The sequence below is a fragment of the Achromobacter sp. Bel genome, from assembly GCF_012928505.1.
In the GTDB taxonomy this organism is placed as follows: domain Bacteria; phylum Pseudomonadota; class Gammaproteobacteria; order Burkholderiales; family Burkholderiaceae_B; genus Achromobacter.
Window position 1 is genome coordinate 16,794 of the sequence record NZ_JABBJN010000009.1, and the last position, 13,931, is coordinate 30,724.

General features: G+C 64.6%; 16 protein-coding genes and 3 tRNA genes. 6 read left to right on the forward strand and 13 right to left on the reverse strand.

From position 1 onward, the window contains the following. The first annotated feature begins 39 nt into the window (after window positions 1–39). From HG262_RS08015 to HG262_RS08025, 3 genes are all read left to right on the forward strand, one after another. Window positions 40–849: an EI24 domain-containing protein gene (locus HG262_RS08015; protein ID WP_169270508.1), complete on the forward strand. Its 810-nt coding sequence runs from the start codon at window positions 40–42 to the stop codon at window positions 847–849. A 33-nt stretch (window positions 850–882) separates the two neighbouring features. Beyond that, window positions 883–1,698: a molybdopterin-binding protein gene (locus HG262_RS08020; RefSeq protein WP_169270509.1), complete on the forward strand. Its 816-nt coding sequence runs from the start codon at window positions 883–885 to the stop codon at window positions 1,696–1,698. A 158-nt stretch (window positions 1,699–1,856) separates the two neighbouring features. Then, window positions 1,857–2,723: an IclR family transcriptional regulator gene (locus tag HG262_RS08025; protein ID WP_169270510.1), complete on the forward strand. Its 867-nt coding sequence runs from the start codon at window positions 1,857–1,859 to the stop codon at window positions 2,721–2,723. An 81-nt stretch (window positions 2,724–2,804) separates the two neighbouring features. Here the strand turns inward: HG262_RS08025 and HG262_RS08030 are convergent, their stop codons facing one another. Beyond that, the gene (locus HG262_RS08030; RefSeq protein WP_169270511.1) at window positions 2,805–3,782 is read right to left on the reverse strand and encodes a tripartite tricarboxylate transporter substrate binding protein BugD; all 978 of its coding nucleotides are present in this window, start codon (window positions 3,780–3,782) and stop codon (window positions 2,805–2,807) included. 383 nt (window positions 3,783–4,165) lie between these two features. On the opposite strand from HG262_RS08030, the gene phaP reads away from it, so the two are divergent. Continuing rightward, window positions 4,166–4,744, forward strand: coding sequence for a TIGR01841 family phasin (phaP, locus tag HG262_RS08035; RefSeq protein ID WP_169270512.1), 579 nt, complete (start codon window positions 4,166–4,168; stop codon window positions 4,742–4,744). A gap of 148 nt (window positions 4,745–4,892) precedes the next feature. On the opposite strand, the gene HG262_RS08040 is transcribed toward phaP, so the two are convergent. The 5 genes from HG262_RS08040 to HG262_RS08060 all read right to left on the reverse strand — a co-directional run bounded on the left by HG262_RS08040 (window position 4,893) and on the right by HG262_RS08060 (window position 9,082). Beyond that, complete coding sequence (locus tag HG262_RS08040; RefSeq protein ID WP_169270513.1) at window positions 4,893–5,936, reverse strand: quinone-dependent dihydroorotate dehydrogenase; 1,044 nt, start codon at window positions 5,934–5,936, stop codon at window positions 4,893–4,895. Between the two features lie 75 nt (window positions 5,937–6,011). Next, entirely contained in the window at window positions 6,012–6,746 is a 735-nt protein-coding gene (locus HG262_RS08045) for an arginyltransferase (RefSeq protein WP_169270514.1), read from the reverse strand. A 41-nt stretch (window positions 6,747–6,787) separates the two neighbouring features. Next, on the reverse strand, window positions 6,788–7,561 hold the full coding sequence (aat, locus tag HG262_RS08050; protein ID WP_169270515.1) for a leucyl/phenylalanyl-tRNA--protein transferase: 774 nt from the start codon (window positions 7,559–7,561) through the stop codon (window positions 6,788–6,790). Then, a complete protein-coding gene (locus HG262_RS08055; RefSeq protein WP_169270516.1) occupies window positions 7,558–8,139 on the reverse strand; it encodes an NUDIX hydrolase in 582 nt (193 codons plus the stop codon). Before HG262_RS08055 ends, aat begins: the two co-directional genes overlap by 4 nt. Window positions 8,140–8,149: 10 nt before the next feature. Then, complete coding sequence (locus HG262_RS08060; protein WP_169270517.1) at window positions 8,150–9,082, reverse strand: LysR family transcriptional regulator; 933 nt, start codon at window positions 9,080–9,082, stop codon at window positions 8,150–8,152. A 130-nt stretch (window positions 9,083–9,212) separates the two neighbouring features. On the opposite strand from HG262_RS08060, the gene HG262_RS08065 reads away from it, so the two are divergent. Beyond that, on the forward strand, window positions 9,213–9,614 hold the full coding sequence (locus HG262_RS08065; protein ID WP_169270518.1) for a DoxX family protein: 402 nt from the start codon (window positions 9,213–9,215) through the stop codon (window positions 9,612–9,614). Window positions 9,615–9,746: 132 nt separating this feature from the next. After that, window positions 9,747–10,178, forward strand: a complete 432-nt coding sequence (locus HG262_RS08070; RefSeq protein WP_211187026.1) for a nuclear transport factor 2 family protein — start codon at window positions 9,747–9,749, stop codon at window positions 10,176–10,178. 29 nt (window positions 10,179–10,207) lie between these two features. Here HG262_RS08070 and HG262_RS08075 read toward each other — a convergent pair whose 3' ends face one another. The 7 genes from HG262_RS08075 to HG262_RS08105 form a co-directional block, all read right to left on the reverse strand. Continuing rightward, entirely contained in the window at window positions 10,208–10,807 is a 600-nt protein-coding gene (locus HG262_RS08075; protein ID WP_169270519.1) for a DUF2946 family protein, read from the reverse strand. A 2-nt stretch (window positions 10,808–10,809) separates the two neighbouring features. Beyond that, window positions 10,810–11,172 (reverse strand): hypothetical protein, encoded by a 363-nt coding sequence (locus HG262_RS08080; protein ID WP_169270520.1) that lies wholly within the window; start codon window positions 11,170–11,172, stop codon window positions 10,810–10,812. A gap of 66 nt (window positions 11,173–11,238) precedes the next feature. After that, window positions 11,239–11,312: transfer RNA gene (locus tag HG262_RS08085), tRNA-Cys, on the reverse strand. A gap of 55 nt (window positions 11,313–11,367) precedes the next feature. Then, window positions 11,368–11,443: transfer RNA gene (locus tag HG262_RS08090), tRNA-Gly, on the reverse strand. Between the two features lie 156 nt (window positions 11,444–11,599). Beyond that, window positions 11,600–11,675 (reverse strand) — tRNA-Gly (locus HG262_RS08095). Between the two features lie 141 nt (window positions 11,676–11,816). Then, a complete protein-coding gene (locus tag HG262_RS08100) occupies window positions 11,817–12,527 on the reverse strand; it encodes a hypothetical protein (protein WP_169270521.1) in 711 nt (236 codons plus the stop codon). Window positions 12,528–12,659: 132 nt separating this feature from the next. Next, complete coding sequence (locus HG262_RS08105; protein ID WP_169270522.1) at window positions 12,660–13,841, reverse strand: hypothetical protein; 1,182 nt, start codon at window positions 13,839–13,841, stop codon at window positions 12,660–12,662. Window positions 13,842–13,931: the final 90 nt, after the last annotated feature.

Here is a 13,931-nt window from a genome sequence, read left to right on the forward strand (position 1 = left end):
CTATCATACCCGGGATGTCCACCGCCTTTTTCCGCTCCCATGACCGCATTGCGCACTGATTCCACCCCGCCCGGCAACGGCCGCCTGACCGCCGCCGGGGCCGGCGCCGTCAGCGTGGGCCAGGCCTTCAAGCGCGCGCTCGTCTCCCAATGCCACCCGACCATGCTGTTCGCGGTGCTGCTGCCCTTCCTGATTGCGCTCATCGGCGCCTTCCTGCTGTTGTACCTGTTCTGGACGCCGCTCAACGAGTGGCTGGCCGCCGAGGCCGCCCGCTGGGACTTCGTGAACCGCGCAGAGGACTGGATGTTGGCGATGGGCCTGTTTTCGCTCAAGATCTATCTGGTGCCCATCATTGCGGTGGCCATCCTGCTGCCGGTATCGGGCATCCTCGGTCTGGCGATCGCGGCGGTCTTCGTGATGCCGCTCGTGCTGCGCCACGTCGGGCAGCGCGAATACGCCAGCGTCACGCGGCAAGGCAAGAACGCCACCGCGGTCAGCGTCTGGAACGCGGTATGGGTGTCCGCGGCGTTTGCCGCAGGCTGGCTGTTGACGCTGCCGTTGTGGCTGGTGCCGCCGATGGCCATCGTGCTGTCGATCTTCTGGTGGGCATTTGCGTTCTCGCGCATGATGCGCGTGGACGCGATCGTCGAGCATGCCAGCCCCGAAGAACGCAAGCTGATCCTGGAACGCAACAACGGCGGCTTCTGGAGCATCGGCCTGATCTGCTCGCTGTTGAACCTGTTGCCGCCCGCGTGGATTATCCTGCCGGTGTTCTCGGCGCTGGTCTACGCGCATTACGGACTGGAAGCGCTCAAGCGTTTGCGCGAGGACCGCGTCATCGACGCCTGACCGGCGTCTTCCCCTTATCTTCTGGAATCGGACATGGCCGCAGAATCCGCCGCCCGCCGCATTGGCCTCATCATCGTCGGAGATGAAATCCTCTCCGGCCGCCGTCAGGACAAGCATTTTTCCAAGGTCGTCGAGCTGCTCAGCGCGCGCGGCATGCAGTTGAGCTGGGCCGAAGTGCTGCCCGACGACCGCGATACGCTGGCTGCCGCCTATCGGCGCAGCTTCGCCACCGGCGACGTCGTGCTCTCGTGCGGCGGTATCGGCGGGACGCCCGACGACCACACCCGCCAGGCCGCCGCCGCGGCGCTGGGCTTGCCGTTGGCCTTGCACCCCGAAGCCGAAGAGGCGATCGCCTTGCGCACCGCCGAAATGGCGGCCAAGGGGCAGGGCACCGCCGACATGAGCGCGCCCGAGAACCAGCAGCGCCTGCAGATGGGCATGTTCCCGCAAGGCTGCGAGATCGTCCCGAACCCGTATAACCGCATCCCGGGCTTCTTCATCCGGGACCACACGTTCGTGCCGGGCTTTCCCGTCATGGCGTGGCCGATGCTGGAATGGACCCTGGATACGCGTTATCGTGCACTGCAGCATGTGCGCGCCCATGTGGAGCATTCCTTCCTGGTGTTCAGCATGCCCGAGTCGCGCATCACGCCGGCCATGGTCAGCGTCGAAACGCGCTGGCCGGACGTGCGCGCATTCAGCCTGCCGAGCGTCGGCGAAGCCGGCGGCACGCCGCACATCGAGTTGGGCGTCAAGGGCGAACCCGCCGCTTGCGCAGAGGCATTGGCGTTTCTGCGGGCCGAAGTGCTCCGCCTGGGCGGCAAGCTGGCGCCGCCGCCCGCCAACTGAGCCTGATCAGCAATAAACGGGTGCGTACCCGTTTATTGCCGAAAAAAAGCGATTGCCAAATGGCGCGGTAAATTTCACAATACGGGAAAGAACTGTTTGCTGCGTTGCCGCAAGGCCGGTTTTTTCGGCGGCGCGGCACAAAGCCCCAACCTTCCCCTATGCCCCGTCTTTCGCCCCCCCGCAATCCTCTGGACGCCGAAACCGAAGGCGCTTCCGCCCATCCCATCGCCATCCAGGTGATCGAGCGCGCCATGCGCCTGCTGGATGCGCTTGCCGCGCAGCAGGATCCCGTGACGCTCAAGGAATTGTCCGCGACCACCGGATTGCATGCCTCCACCGCGCACCGCATCCTGAACGACCTGGTCGTGGGCCGCTACGTCGAACGCGTCGATAACGGCCTGTACCAGCTGGGCATGCGCCTGCTGGAATTGGGTTCGCTGGTGAAAGGGCGTCTGAACGTGCGCGAGGCGGCGATTTCGGCCATGCGTTCGCTGCACAAGCTGACGGGGCAGACGATCAACCTGTCGGTCCAGCAAGGCGACGAAATCGTCTACATCGACCGCGCCTGGAGCGAACGTTCCGGCATGCAGGTGGTGCGTGCCATCGGCGGCCGCGCCCCCTTGCACCTGACCTCCACCGGCAAGCTTTTCCTGTCCACCGGCGACACGCGCCAGGTCCGCGCCTATGCGCTGCGCACCGGCCTGGCCGGCCACACGCGCAATAGCCTGACTGACCTGGACCGCCTGGAGCGCGAACTGGCCCTGGTGCGCCGCCACGGCTACGCCCGCGACAACGAGGAACTGGAACTCGGCGTGCGCTGCATCGCCGCGGGCATTTTCGACGACACCGGCAAGCTGGTGGCGGGCCTGTCGATCTCGGCCCCGGCCGAACGCCTGCAAGACGACTGGATCAAGGCCCTGGTCGACACGGCGGCCAGCATTTCCGAAGCCTTGGGTTACGAGCCGTCCGTATCCACCGGTTTCAACGGGCTGGGGATGGCGGCGGAAGCGTTGCGGCCGTCCTGACCGCGGCGCTAGCCGCCCAGGAAAAAGCCCCCTTGCGGGGGCTTTTTTCGTTGGAAGGCCCTGTTTCGGCAGGGCCGCCCTTTATTGCTGTTCGACGCCGGCCTTCTTGAACAGCTCGGCCCACTGGGGCACTTGCTGCTTGACCTTGGCTTCCAGCGCTTGCGGGTTCGCTTCGGACGTCAGCACCGTGGCGCCCAATTGCTTCATGCGCTCCTGGAACTTGGGGTCGGCCAGGCCGGCCTGCAGGCTCTTGATCAGCTTGTCCACCACCGGCTTGGGCGTGCCCTTCGGCACCCACATCCCGTGCCAGATGCCCACCTCGAAGCCCTTGTAGCCGGACTCGTCCATGGTCGGCAGCTTGGGCAGGGTGGGAACGCGCTGCAGGCTGGTCACGGCGTAGGCCTTGACCTTGCCGCTTTCGATCTGCTGCGTGGTGTTGGTGGTCTGGTCGCACAGCAGGTCCACCTGCTTGCCCAGCAGGTCGTTCATGGCCGGCGCGGTGCCCTTGTAGGGGATCGTCAGCAACTGGACGCCCAGCGCTTCGACCAGCATGGTGCCGCACAGGTGGCTGGCGGCGCCGATACCGGCGTTGGCCAGCGAGACCTTGTCCTTGTTCTGTTTGACGTACTCGGCCAACTCCTTGATGTTGTTGGGCGGGAAGTCGGAGCGGGCGATGATGGTCATGGGCACATCGACGACCAGGCCGATGGGCTCGAAGCTCTTGTACGGGTCGTAGCCGGGGTTCTTGTACAGCGACGGTGCCGTGGAGAAGCCGGCGTGCATCAGCAGGATGGAATAGCCGTCCGGCTGGGCGCGGGCGACTTGCGTCGTGCCGATGGTGCCGCCGGCGCCACCCTTGTTTTCGACCACAACCGTCTGGCCCAGACTCGGCCGCATGGCTTCCGCCAGCGAGCGGGCGACGTTGTCGGTCGGGCCGCCTGCAGCGAATGGCACCACCATATTGATGGGGCGCTCCGGATATTCCGCGTGGGCGGCGCCGGCCGCGAGCATGGCGCTGGCCGCGAGCAGGGCCGAAAGCGTGCGGGGAATGAGGGTCATGAAGTCTCCAATTGCAGGGGTTTTGCTTGCTGCGATTTAGTTATTGACCGCTGACTTTTGATTTGTATTTGTCTGTCATCAGCGTGAAAGCAGTTTAGAAAAGAATTGATACGCCGTCATGTCCGGTATTTCCCGAATCATGGGAAATTCTTGAGCAGGATCAAAGGCATGCACAAAGCGTGCACCGTAAATGTGCAAATACTTGTTGCGTTGCACAAAAACTGCTTGACAAGGAATCCTGCCAGTCTAGAATGTGAATTGTGCAGTGCATCAAACGGGCCGGCGGTAGCTTGTAGTACCAGTTTCCGCGCACGTTTAATTTTCGTCGCAGACAACCATCCTGACTTGCCGGAAGCGTCCGGCTACCCCTAAAGGAGCATTCTATGAGCGCAATTCCGCAACAAGTTCTGGACCGCCAGAAGGCCAGCATCAACACTTTCGTGGCCGCCCAGTCCGCCGTTTTCGCCGGCTTTGAAAAGCTGGTTGAACTGAATCTGAAGGTCGTTCGCGCCACCCTGGACGAAGTCGCCCAGCGTTCGCAACAAGCCGCCGAAGTGAAGGACCCGCAAGAAGCTGCGGCGTTCGCCTCCGGCCTGCTGCAGCCGGGCGCCGAAAAGGCCATGGCTTACACCAAGCACGTGTATGACATCGTTGCCGGCGTCCAGGGCAGCCTGGTCAAGTTGACCGAAGAACAGATCGCCGAAGGCCAGCAACAGCTGAGCGAAGCCGTCGACCAGTTCTCGAAGAACGCCCCGGCCGGCTCGGAAAGCGCCGTCGCCCTGTTCAAGTCGTCGCTGGCCACCGCGACCAGCGCCTACGATTCCGTCACCAAGGCTGCCAAGCAGGCTGCCGAAGTCGCCGAGTCGAACCTGAATGCCGCCGCCAACGCGACCTTCAAGGCTGCAACGGATGCCGCCGACGCCGCCACCAAGGTCGCCAGCCGCAGCCGTCGCCCCGCCTAAGTCTCTGGCGCGCGATGCTGCGCAAATCGCAGTAATGTAGTACTGTTGAGTGACAGAGCAGAGCTGGAATTAGGGCCACCCACAGGGTGGCCCCTTTTTTTTGTGCGGCCGCGTCGACGAAAAAGCGCCCCGCAGGGCGGCCCAAGCTTTATTTCTTGGACACCGCGCGCACGCATTCCGCCACCAGGGCCGGGCCGCGATAGATCAGGCCTGTGTACAACTGCACGGCGTGTGCGCCGGCGGCCATTTTTTCGCGGGCCTGCTGGCCCGACAGTACGCCGCCCACGCCGATGATGGCCAGGCTGTCGCCCAGTTGTTCCTTCAGGCGGCGGATCACTTTCAATGACAGTTCATGCACGGGCGCGCCGGACAGGCCACCGGCTTCGTCGGCGTGCGCCTGGCCCGCGACTGCGTCGCGCGACAGCGTGGTGTTGGTGGCGATGACGCCGTCGATGCCGTGGCGGGGCAGGGTGTCGGCGATCGCGTCGATCTGTTCCTGCGTCAGGTCGGGGGCGATCTTTACCGCCATCGGCACGCGGCGCTGGTGCTGGTCTTCCAGCGCCCGGCGCTTGTCCGCCAATTGCGCCAGCAGCGCCGACAGTTCGTCGCCGCTTTGCAGCGCGCGCAGGTTCTTGGTGTTGGGCGACGAAATATTCACCGTCACATAGTCGGCGTGGGGGTACACGCCTTCCAGGCCGATCAGGTAATCATCGGCCGCGCGCTCGATCGGCGTATCGGCGTTCTTGCCGATGTTCAGGCCCAGGATGCCGCCTTGCTTGCGCCATTGGCTGCGCTGCACGTTGGCCAGGAACGCGTCCAGGCCCTGATTGTTGAAGCCCAGCCGGTTGATCAGCGCATTGGCGCGTGGCAGTCGGAACATCCGCGGCTTCGGATTGCCGGGTTGCGCGCGCGGGGTGACCGTGCCGACTTCAATGAAACCGAACCCCAGGTTACCCAGCGCGTCGATATAGGCGCCGTTCTTGTCCAGGCCCGCCGCCAGCCCGATCGGGTTGGCCAGCTGCATGCCCATCAGCGTGCTGGGGGCGGTGGGCTGCGCATGCATCAGCTTGCGCGTGGCGCCGCACTCGTAGGCGCGTTGCAGGCCCGACAGCGTGACTTCGTGGGCGGTTTCCGCGTCCATGGCGAACAGCGCCGGGCGGGCCAGGGGATAGGCGTGGAAGAGGATAGACATGGGGCGGAATTGTAGAGCGAATTTCGCCGGCCTTGCGGCAGGGCCGAGGGCGCGTGGCACCCGGGGGCAGAGAAATCAGGGGGACGGAACAACCTGATCGCGCCATTCGCCGTCGGCCAGGAATTGCGCGGGGTGGAAGCTGGACTTATAGGACATTTTGCGGCTGTCCGCGATCCAGTAGCCCAGGTACAGCCAGGGCAGGTTCAGATTGCGGCACTGCTCGATCTGCCACAGGATGCTATAGGTGCCCAGGCTGCCTTCGGCATCGGGATCGTAGAACGTGTAGACCGACGACAACCCGTCGTCCAGCACGTCGATGATGGACACCATCATCAGCACCCCGTCAGGGTCGCGGAATTCCACCAGGCGCGTGTTCACGCGGCTGGTCAGCAGGAACTGCGCATATTGGGTGCGGCTGTCTTCATCCATGCCGCCGCCGGGATGCCGCCCCTGTTGATACCGCGTATATAGCCGGTAATGCTCGGGCGACCAGGCCAGTTCGGCCACGAAAGACTGCAGGTCCTGGTGGCCGCGCCAAGCCCGCCGTTGGCTGCGGTTGGGCGCAAACCCGGCCGTGTCCACGCGCACGGGCACGCAGGCCTGGCAGTTGTCGCAATGGGGGCGGTACGTAAACAGGCCGCTGCGGCGAAAGCCCTGTTCGACCAACTGGGAATAAGTGCCCGCGTTGATCAGATGGCCGGGCGCGGCGACCTGCGACCGAGCCTGCCGACCCGGCAGGTAGCTGCAAGGGTAGGGAGCGGTTGCGTAGAACTGCAGCGTGGAGAAGGGAAGTTCTTTGAGCTGGCTCATGGGGGATTACGCATCGCGACGGCAAGTCCGCGACGGGATGGCTACATATTAACGCCGAAGTCGGCGATGGGCGCGGCTTCGGGCCGCAGGCGCCCGCTGCTGTCCAGGATTCCCCGCGCCCAGGGAATGGGCGGTTGTACCGTCGTCTGGCGCACATGCTGCAGAAAGCGCGACCGGGCGATCGGGCGGGCGCCCAGGCTGGCCAGGTGACGCGTCTGCTGCTGGCAATCGATGCACGCCACGCCATGGCCGCTCAGGTAGCGCACCAGGTAGGCCAGGGCGATCTTCGACGCGTTGGGCACGAGCGTGAACATGGATTCGCCGAAGAACATCCGGCCCAGGCTGATGCCGTACAGGCCGCCCGCCAGTTCGCCGTCGATCCAGGTCTCGATGCTGTGCACATATCCGGCCTGGTGCCAACCGGCATAGGCCTGCTGCATGGCGCCGGTGATCCAGGTGCCGGGCTGGCCGTCGCGCGGGGCGGCGCAGTGCGCCATCACCTGCGGGAAGACGGTGTCCACGCGCACCTGCACCCGGGGCGTCGCGTCATGTTCCTGGCCCGCGATCTGGCGCAGCAGCTTGCGCAGCGAATGCGACGGTGAAAAGTCCGCAAGGGCCAGCACCATGCGGGGATCGGGGCTCCACCACAGCACGGGCTCGCCTTCCGAATACCAGGGGAAGATCCCGTTGGAGTAGGCCTGGATCAACCGTTCCTGGGACAGGTCCGCGCCCGCCGCCAGCAGGCCGTCAGGCTCTGTCAGCGCGAATTCCGCTGGCGGAAACGGTGTGTCGGCGGCAAGCCAGGGCAGCTTCAACGGTGCGATTCTAGGGTGTAGTGGTGGGGGACGAAGACGCCTTGCTTGCGGTCTTCGAAGTAGTGTCGCAGCGTCGTTGCGACGGTACGGAACGCCAGGTCGTCCCAGGGAATCTCGGCTTCGTCGTACCAGCGGGCTTCCAGGCTTTCAGGGCCGGGGTCCAGTTCGGGCCCCAGCGCCTGGGCCAGGTAGAACACGTGCACCTGGTCGATCTGGGGCAGGTCGATCAGGGTGTAGAGCTCTCCCAGGCGGATGCGCGCACCGGATTCCTCCAGTGTTTCGCGGGCGGCGCCTTGCGCGGTGCTCTCGCTCAGCTCCATGAAGCCCGCGGGCAGCGTCCAGGTGTTGTAGCGCGGTTCGATCGCGCGCCGGCACAGCAGGATGCGGTTTTCCCAGACCGGGACCGTGCCGACCACCAGACGCGGATTCTGGTAGTGGATCGCGCCGCAATGATCGCAGATGTCGCGTTCGCGGTTGTCGCCTTCCGGCACCCGGCGGTTGACGGGCGTGCCGCACTGGCTGCAGAAAAGCGAACGGCGGGGGGCGGGGAAGTATTCGATGGACGGTTTGGCGGTCATGGGTAGGATTCTAACGGCTGCGGCGGGGACTGGCGCGCCGTCCCGGGGCGGCAGCGGCCGGGGCGCCGAAGCGCGCTTCCAGGTGTTCAACGAAAGACCGCACCTTGGGTGACAGGAAACGCCGATGCGGATAGATGGCGTACATGGAGATGGGAGTGTGGGCGTAGTCGGCCAGCAGCGCCACCAGCCGTCCCGCGCGGATATCGTCTCCCACCAGGAATTCGGGCTGCAGGATGATCCCGTGCCCGGCCAGCGAGGCGGTGCGCAGCACGTCGCCGTTGTTGGCGCGCAGCGCCGCGTTCACGCGGACCAGGTGCGTGACGCCGTCTTTTTCGAAATGCCATTCGTTGCCGGTGCTGGCGTAGGCGTAATGCAGGCAGCGGTGTTGCTTCAGGTCTTCAGGCGTTGTGGGCGTGCCGTGGCGCGCCAGATAGGCGGGCGCCGCGCAGACCCGCAATTGCTGCGGCGCCAGCGGGCGCGCCACCAGTGACGAATCCAGCAACGGGCCGATGCGCACCGCGACGTCGAATCCGTCTTCCACCAGATCGACCACCCGGTCGTTCAGGTCCAGGTCGATGACGACATCAGGGTAGCGCTGCAGGTATTCGGCGATGGCGGGGCCCAGGTGCAGGATGCCGAAGGACACCGGCGCGCTGACCCGCAGGCGGCCGCTGGGACGCTGGCCTTCGGCTTGCAGCGACAGCTCCAGATCGGATACTTCGGCCAGGATCGGGCGGACGCGGTCGTAGAACGCGCGACCTGCGTCGGTCATGCTGAGCTTGCGCGTGGTGCGGTTCAGGAGGCGCACGCCGTACTTCTGTTCCAGGTAGGCGATCTGCCGCGTCACGACGGACCGTGCCTGTCCCATCTTGTCGGCCGCAGCCGCGAATGAGCCCAGTTCCACGACCTTGGCGAAGGTCTGCATGGCGGTATGGGTGTCCAAGATTGTTTCCTAATGGGGAACAATAATTTGCAATTCTGCATGTTTATCTTTGTTTTTGGAATCGCAAGAATAGCGCCCAAGACGAATCATCCCGTGTTGGGCGATTCCCGAACCGCTCAAGGAGAGCGCAATGATTGATACCCGTACCGCGCCCTACGCCGCGCTGTTGCTGCGTGTCGCCCTTGGCGTCATGTTCCTGGCCCACGGCCTGACTAAACTGCTGGTGTTCACGCTGCCCGGCACCGCGCAGTTTTTCGCCAAGATCGGCTTTGCCGGCTGGCTGGCCTACCCGGTCACGTTCTTTGAAGTCGCTGCGGGCGCGCTGCTGATCCTGGGCATCGTGCCGCGCTGGGTCGCCGCCATCGCGGTGGTGCAGTTGTTCGTGGCGTCCACGGTCCACTTCGGCAATGGCTGGGGCTTCGGCAACGCGGGTGGCGGCTGGGAATATCCGATCTTCCTGACCGTCGCGGCCGCCGTGCTGGCGCTGCTGGGCGACGGTAAGTTCGCGCTGGTCAAAAGCGGCCGTGGCTGACCGCTGCGCGCACCAGACTGTCTACCGGCACGGCCATGGTTGACGGGGCGGCTGGCTCATAGAATGAGCCGGCCGCCCTTTTTCCATTCAGGAGTCCTGATGATTGTTCCGATGCGATTGATCCGCCGCGCCATGGGTGCATTGCTGTTTGCCGCCGCTTTGTCACCCGCCGTCCAGGCAAGCCCCGAGCAAGAGGCCGCCAACAAGGCCGCGGTGCTGGCCTTCTACGAGAAGGGGCTGAACCAGAAGGATGCGGATGCCGCGCTGAAGTATGTGGGCGACCGCTATGTACAGCACAACCCGAACGCGGCCGACGGCCCCGAGGGCTTTCGCAAGTTCGTCGCCTTTTTGCGCGATAAATTCCCGAAGTCGCATAGCGAGATCAAGCGCGTCTTCACCGATGGCGATTATGTGATCCTGCATGTGCACGCGGTGCGCGAACCCGGCACGCGCGGCAACGCCATCATCGATATCTTCCGGCTTGAGCAAGGCAAGATCGTCGAGCATTGGGATGCGGTGCAGCCCATCCCGGAGCAGTCCGCCAACACCAATGGCATGTTCTGATCCTGGGCGTGGATCCGGCTTGGGCCGGATCAGTCTTGCGCCGCGCGGGGATTGGGATCGAATCCCAGTGCCTGCGCAACGGCATTCCCGGCTATCGCTTGCAGCGGCGCGGCCGGGTAGACGTCGGGCCATGACGCCTGAATGACTTGACCGGTGGGCAGGTCGGCCAGCGCGTCAAGCAAGGGCGCGCCGGTATCCGACACCAGCTTTTCCAGCAGCGCGGGCAGATCCCGGTCCAGCACGACCGCGCCGCCGGCCGGCGTCATCGCATACAGCTGACCGGCGTCATCCAGCCACCATTCGCTGACGGATTCGACCGGCAGGTTCGTGTGGGTAAGCAGGCGGCCGCTGTCGTCGCTTAGCCGCAACACAAACGGGGCGGCGTCCAACCGCAGGAAGACGCGCTGCGGCCCGTTCTGGAAGAACCAGCGGCCCGCGTCGTCATGGCCGTAGTTGCGGTTGATGAAATCCAGGATCTGGGTGTTGGTAATGGACTCGCCTTCGCCGCCTTGCGTGGCCAGGCCTTGCGGGTGCAGGCGCCAGCGGCCGCGGCCGTCCAGCGACAGCCAGCCGAAGACTGCAGGCACGTCGGGCCAGCGGGCGATAGCGTCCTTCACCGATTGATCCATGTTCAGGGCCGGATGATGATGGGGGGCGGGTTGATGATGATCGCGGGCGCCGCCATGGGCATGATGACCTGCGGCGGTGCCATGTAGCCCTGATGATAATCGTCACGGCACTTGCGCTTTTCCTGGTACTCGCCGTTGCGCTTCCATTTGCGCTCGACCCTGCAGTTGCCTTCCCAATACTTCTCTTTGTACTCGCGGCCGTGGCGATGGTGGTGGCGGTCCGAATCGGCTTCGGCCGCCAGCGGCGCAAGCGATAGCACGGCGGCGGCGGACAAGGCCAGCAATGGGGAATAAGCGCGGGAACAAGCGCGGAAATTCAGAATGCGGTGCATGGGTTCGACGTCAAATGAAAACGGCGTCACCATAGCAATCATTCGATTGACAGCGCGTAGGGATGCGTAACGAGATGCTTGGGGGAGGGGAAAAGATGCTGGAGGCGCAAGCCGGAATCGAACCGACGTACACGGATTTGCAATCCGCTGCATGACCACTCTGCCATTGCGCCAGCACTTGCAAGAAAAAAGGAAGCGCGGTGTTGGCCGTTGCTTCCTTTTTGTATTTGGAGCGGGAGACGAGTCTCGAACTCGCGACCTCAACCTTGGCAAGGTTGCGCTCTACCAACTGAGCTACTCCCGCTTGGGTACTGCTTTGTGCTGCTTACTGCTTTGTACTGCTCTCTGCATGCATTGCTGCAGGCAGTGGTGAAATTCGCGATGACTTCTCGCTTGGCCGTTTCCACCAAAGACAGCGATTATACACAGAATTTTCAAAGAAATGCTGCGAATCGAAATCTGGAGCGGGAGACGAGTCTCGAACTCGCGACCTCAACCTTGGCAAGGTTGCGCTCTACCAACTGAGCTACTCCCGCATTTTCCCGCGCTGAAAACATCTGGATTTGTGCAACCCGAAACGTTGTTCTTTGCAAGAGAGGCGGAAGTATACAGAAATTTAAAAAGTTTGCACGCGGCGAGGGGAGCAAGGTCGAATTTCATGGCCGGGCCTGGGGCGCTCAATCGCTTATTTCGCAAATGACGCGGTGCGTGCGCAGTTGCTGTTGCGCGTCCAGATAGCACAGCATCACGCTGTTCTCCAGGCAGGCGATCGTGGCCGCGCTGGCCAGTTCGGGCGGCAGGCTGCCAAGGTCGAATGCGATGCTCGCCGCGGGGTCCGCATTGTGGCGTATCTGCGCGAGGATGCGGTCAAGCCGCAGAGTCAGTTGGCGGATGTCGCGGGTATCGGGCAAGGCGTGGGCGTGCAGCGCGATGCCCGCGGCGGCGCAAGCTTTTTCCAGCGGCGCCACTTCGCTGGCTTGCCTGTACAGGGCATGCAGCGTGGGACGCCGGGCGGTGCGGGGAAGGCCGCGCAGCGTCTGGTCGCCGGTCGCAAGCGTGATCAGGTGGTCCGGTTTCGAAGAAGCGATCGGAGGGCTCATGCGGTAAAGGACGCGCCGTTTGAAGTGATGCACCGTCATCATCGAAGAGGCGAACATCAGCAACAGCGCCAGCAGCAAGGGCATCAGCCAGATCATCAGGCTGGGGCGGTCCGTGAACGGGTGCAGGTAGTTTTCGACCGCGGCCGGGTAGAAGTAGCGCAGCAGCGGCTTGAACATGAGTCCTTCGTTCAGCGCGTCAGTGACCCAGCTGATCAGTACGACGGAACCGATCGCGTAGCTGGCGGTTTTCAAGCGGTGCAGCCACACCGCGCGGCTAATTCCCTTCATGGCGCAGGCCTCCTTGGGGATTGGCCGAGGGTGCGTCACGCGCGGCCGGGAAGACCATCGATTATGCCCAGCGAGGCGAGGGTTGAGCCCGCGCCTGCGCCCGAGTCTGCCGAAGGTTTGATATCCGGCAACTCAGGGAGGAACGCAATCGGTCCGGCGCTTGGGGAATGCCGGCTCGTCCGGGCCGGCTAGCAGCTCGGCCAGGCGCGTTCGCGCCGCAGGCGGCAAGCGGGCCGGGTCTGCGCCCGCATCGATCAGTTGGGCTGCGACCGGCTTTCTGCCTATGCGCACGGCCTCCTCAAGCGCGGAGGTGCCGTTGCGAGGCCGGGCGTCCAGGTCCGCGCCATGCGCGCGCAGCAGGCGCAGGAACTCGATTGCTCGCGGCGATTGCGTATCGCGCATGAAATCGGACAAGGCGGCGATGGGCGCGGTGCCGGGATAGGGGTCTGGGCCGTTGGTGATGGCGTCTACTTGCAAGCCCTGGGTGTCGATGAGCCATCGGCCGACTGTCGTGGCGGCGCCGCTTGCGGCCGCCACGAGCAGGGTGTCGTTCTGGTCCAGGATCTTGCCGCGCAAGGTCAGCGGCACGCCGTTGGCGGCGAGCGTCTTCACGGTGTCCAGGCGGTCGAGCGTTGCCGCCGTCCACATGGCCTCGCGCCGCGCCGCAATGTCGCTCGCGGGCAGCAGCAGGGCCACGAGCGCGTCGTCGCGCTTGGCGACCGCGACGCTCAAGGTGGAAAGCGCCGGCAGGTACCGGCCTTCGCAGGTGTGCAGGTCCATAGAGGGCGCGGTCAGGCTGGCGCTGACCGTCGCGCCTTGTGCGATCAGGTGGCTGGCCACATGGTGGGCGCGTGCCATTGTCGCGTTCATCAGCAGGCCCTGGTCGGTGATTCCTTCGCGGCATGCCGTGCCGCAGGACTGCCGCGCCAAGGTCAGGGCGGCGACGTTGTCGCTACGCACCGCGTTCCAGACGGCGCTGCGTTGCTGGAGGCTGCGGCGGTCCTGCCAGTTGTCCCAGAGGGCTTTGCATGCGATGGCGGCAAAGGCGATGGTGGGCAGGGCTTGGATGATCAGCACGATCCGCAGCCACCGCAAGCGCGCGCCCAGCCGCCAGGCCAGCAGATTGCAGAGGAACGACATGGCGTTGCCCAAGCCCAGCCCCATCAATCCCAGCGCCAAGGCCAGGTTCGGGAACATGCCGCCTGAGGAGTTCGTGGTGAGGCCGGCAATGCCCGCGATCACGCCCGCAGCCAGGGACAGGCCGGATAAAACGGCAAGCAAGGGATTGAAGGCGGGGGGATGGGAGTGCGGCATGCCCGAGAATGTACCGCGGATGGGCGGTAACGCACCGTGCGCGGGTGGCATCCTCGCGTGGCATGGATGTGCCGGCATGCCTGTGCCGCC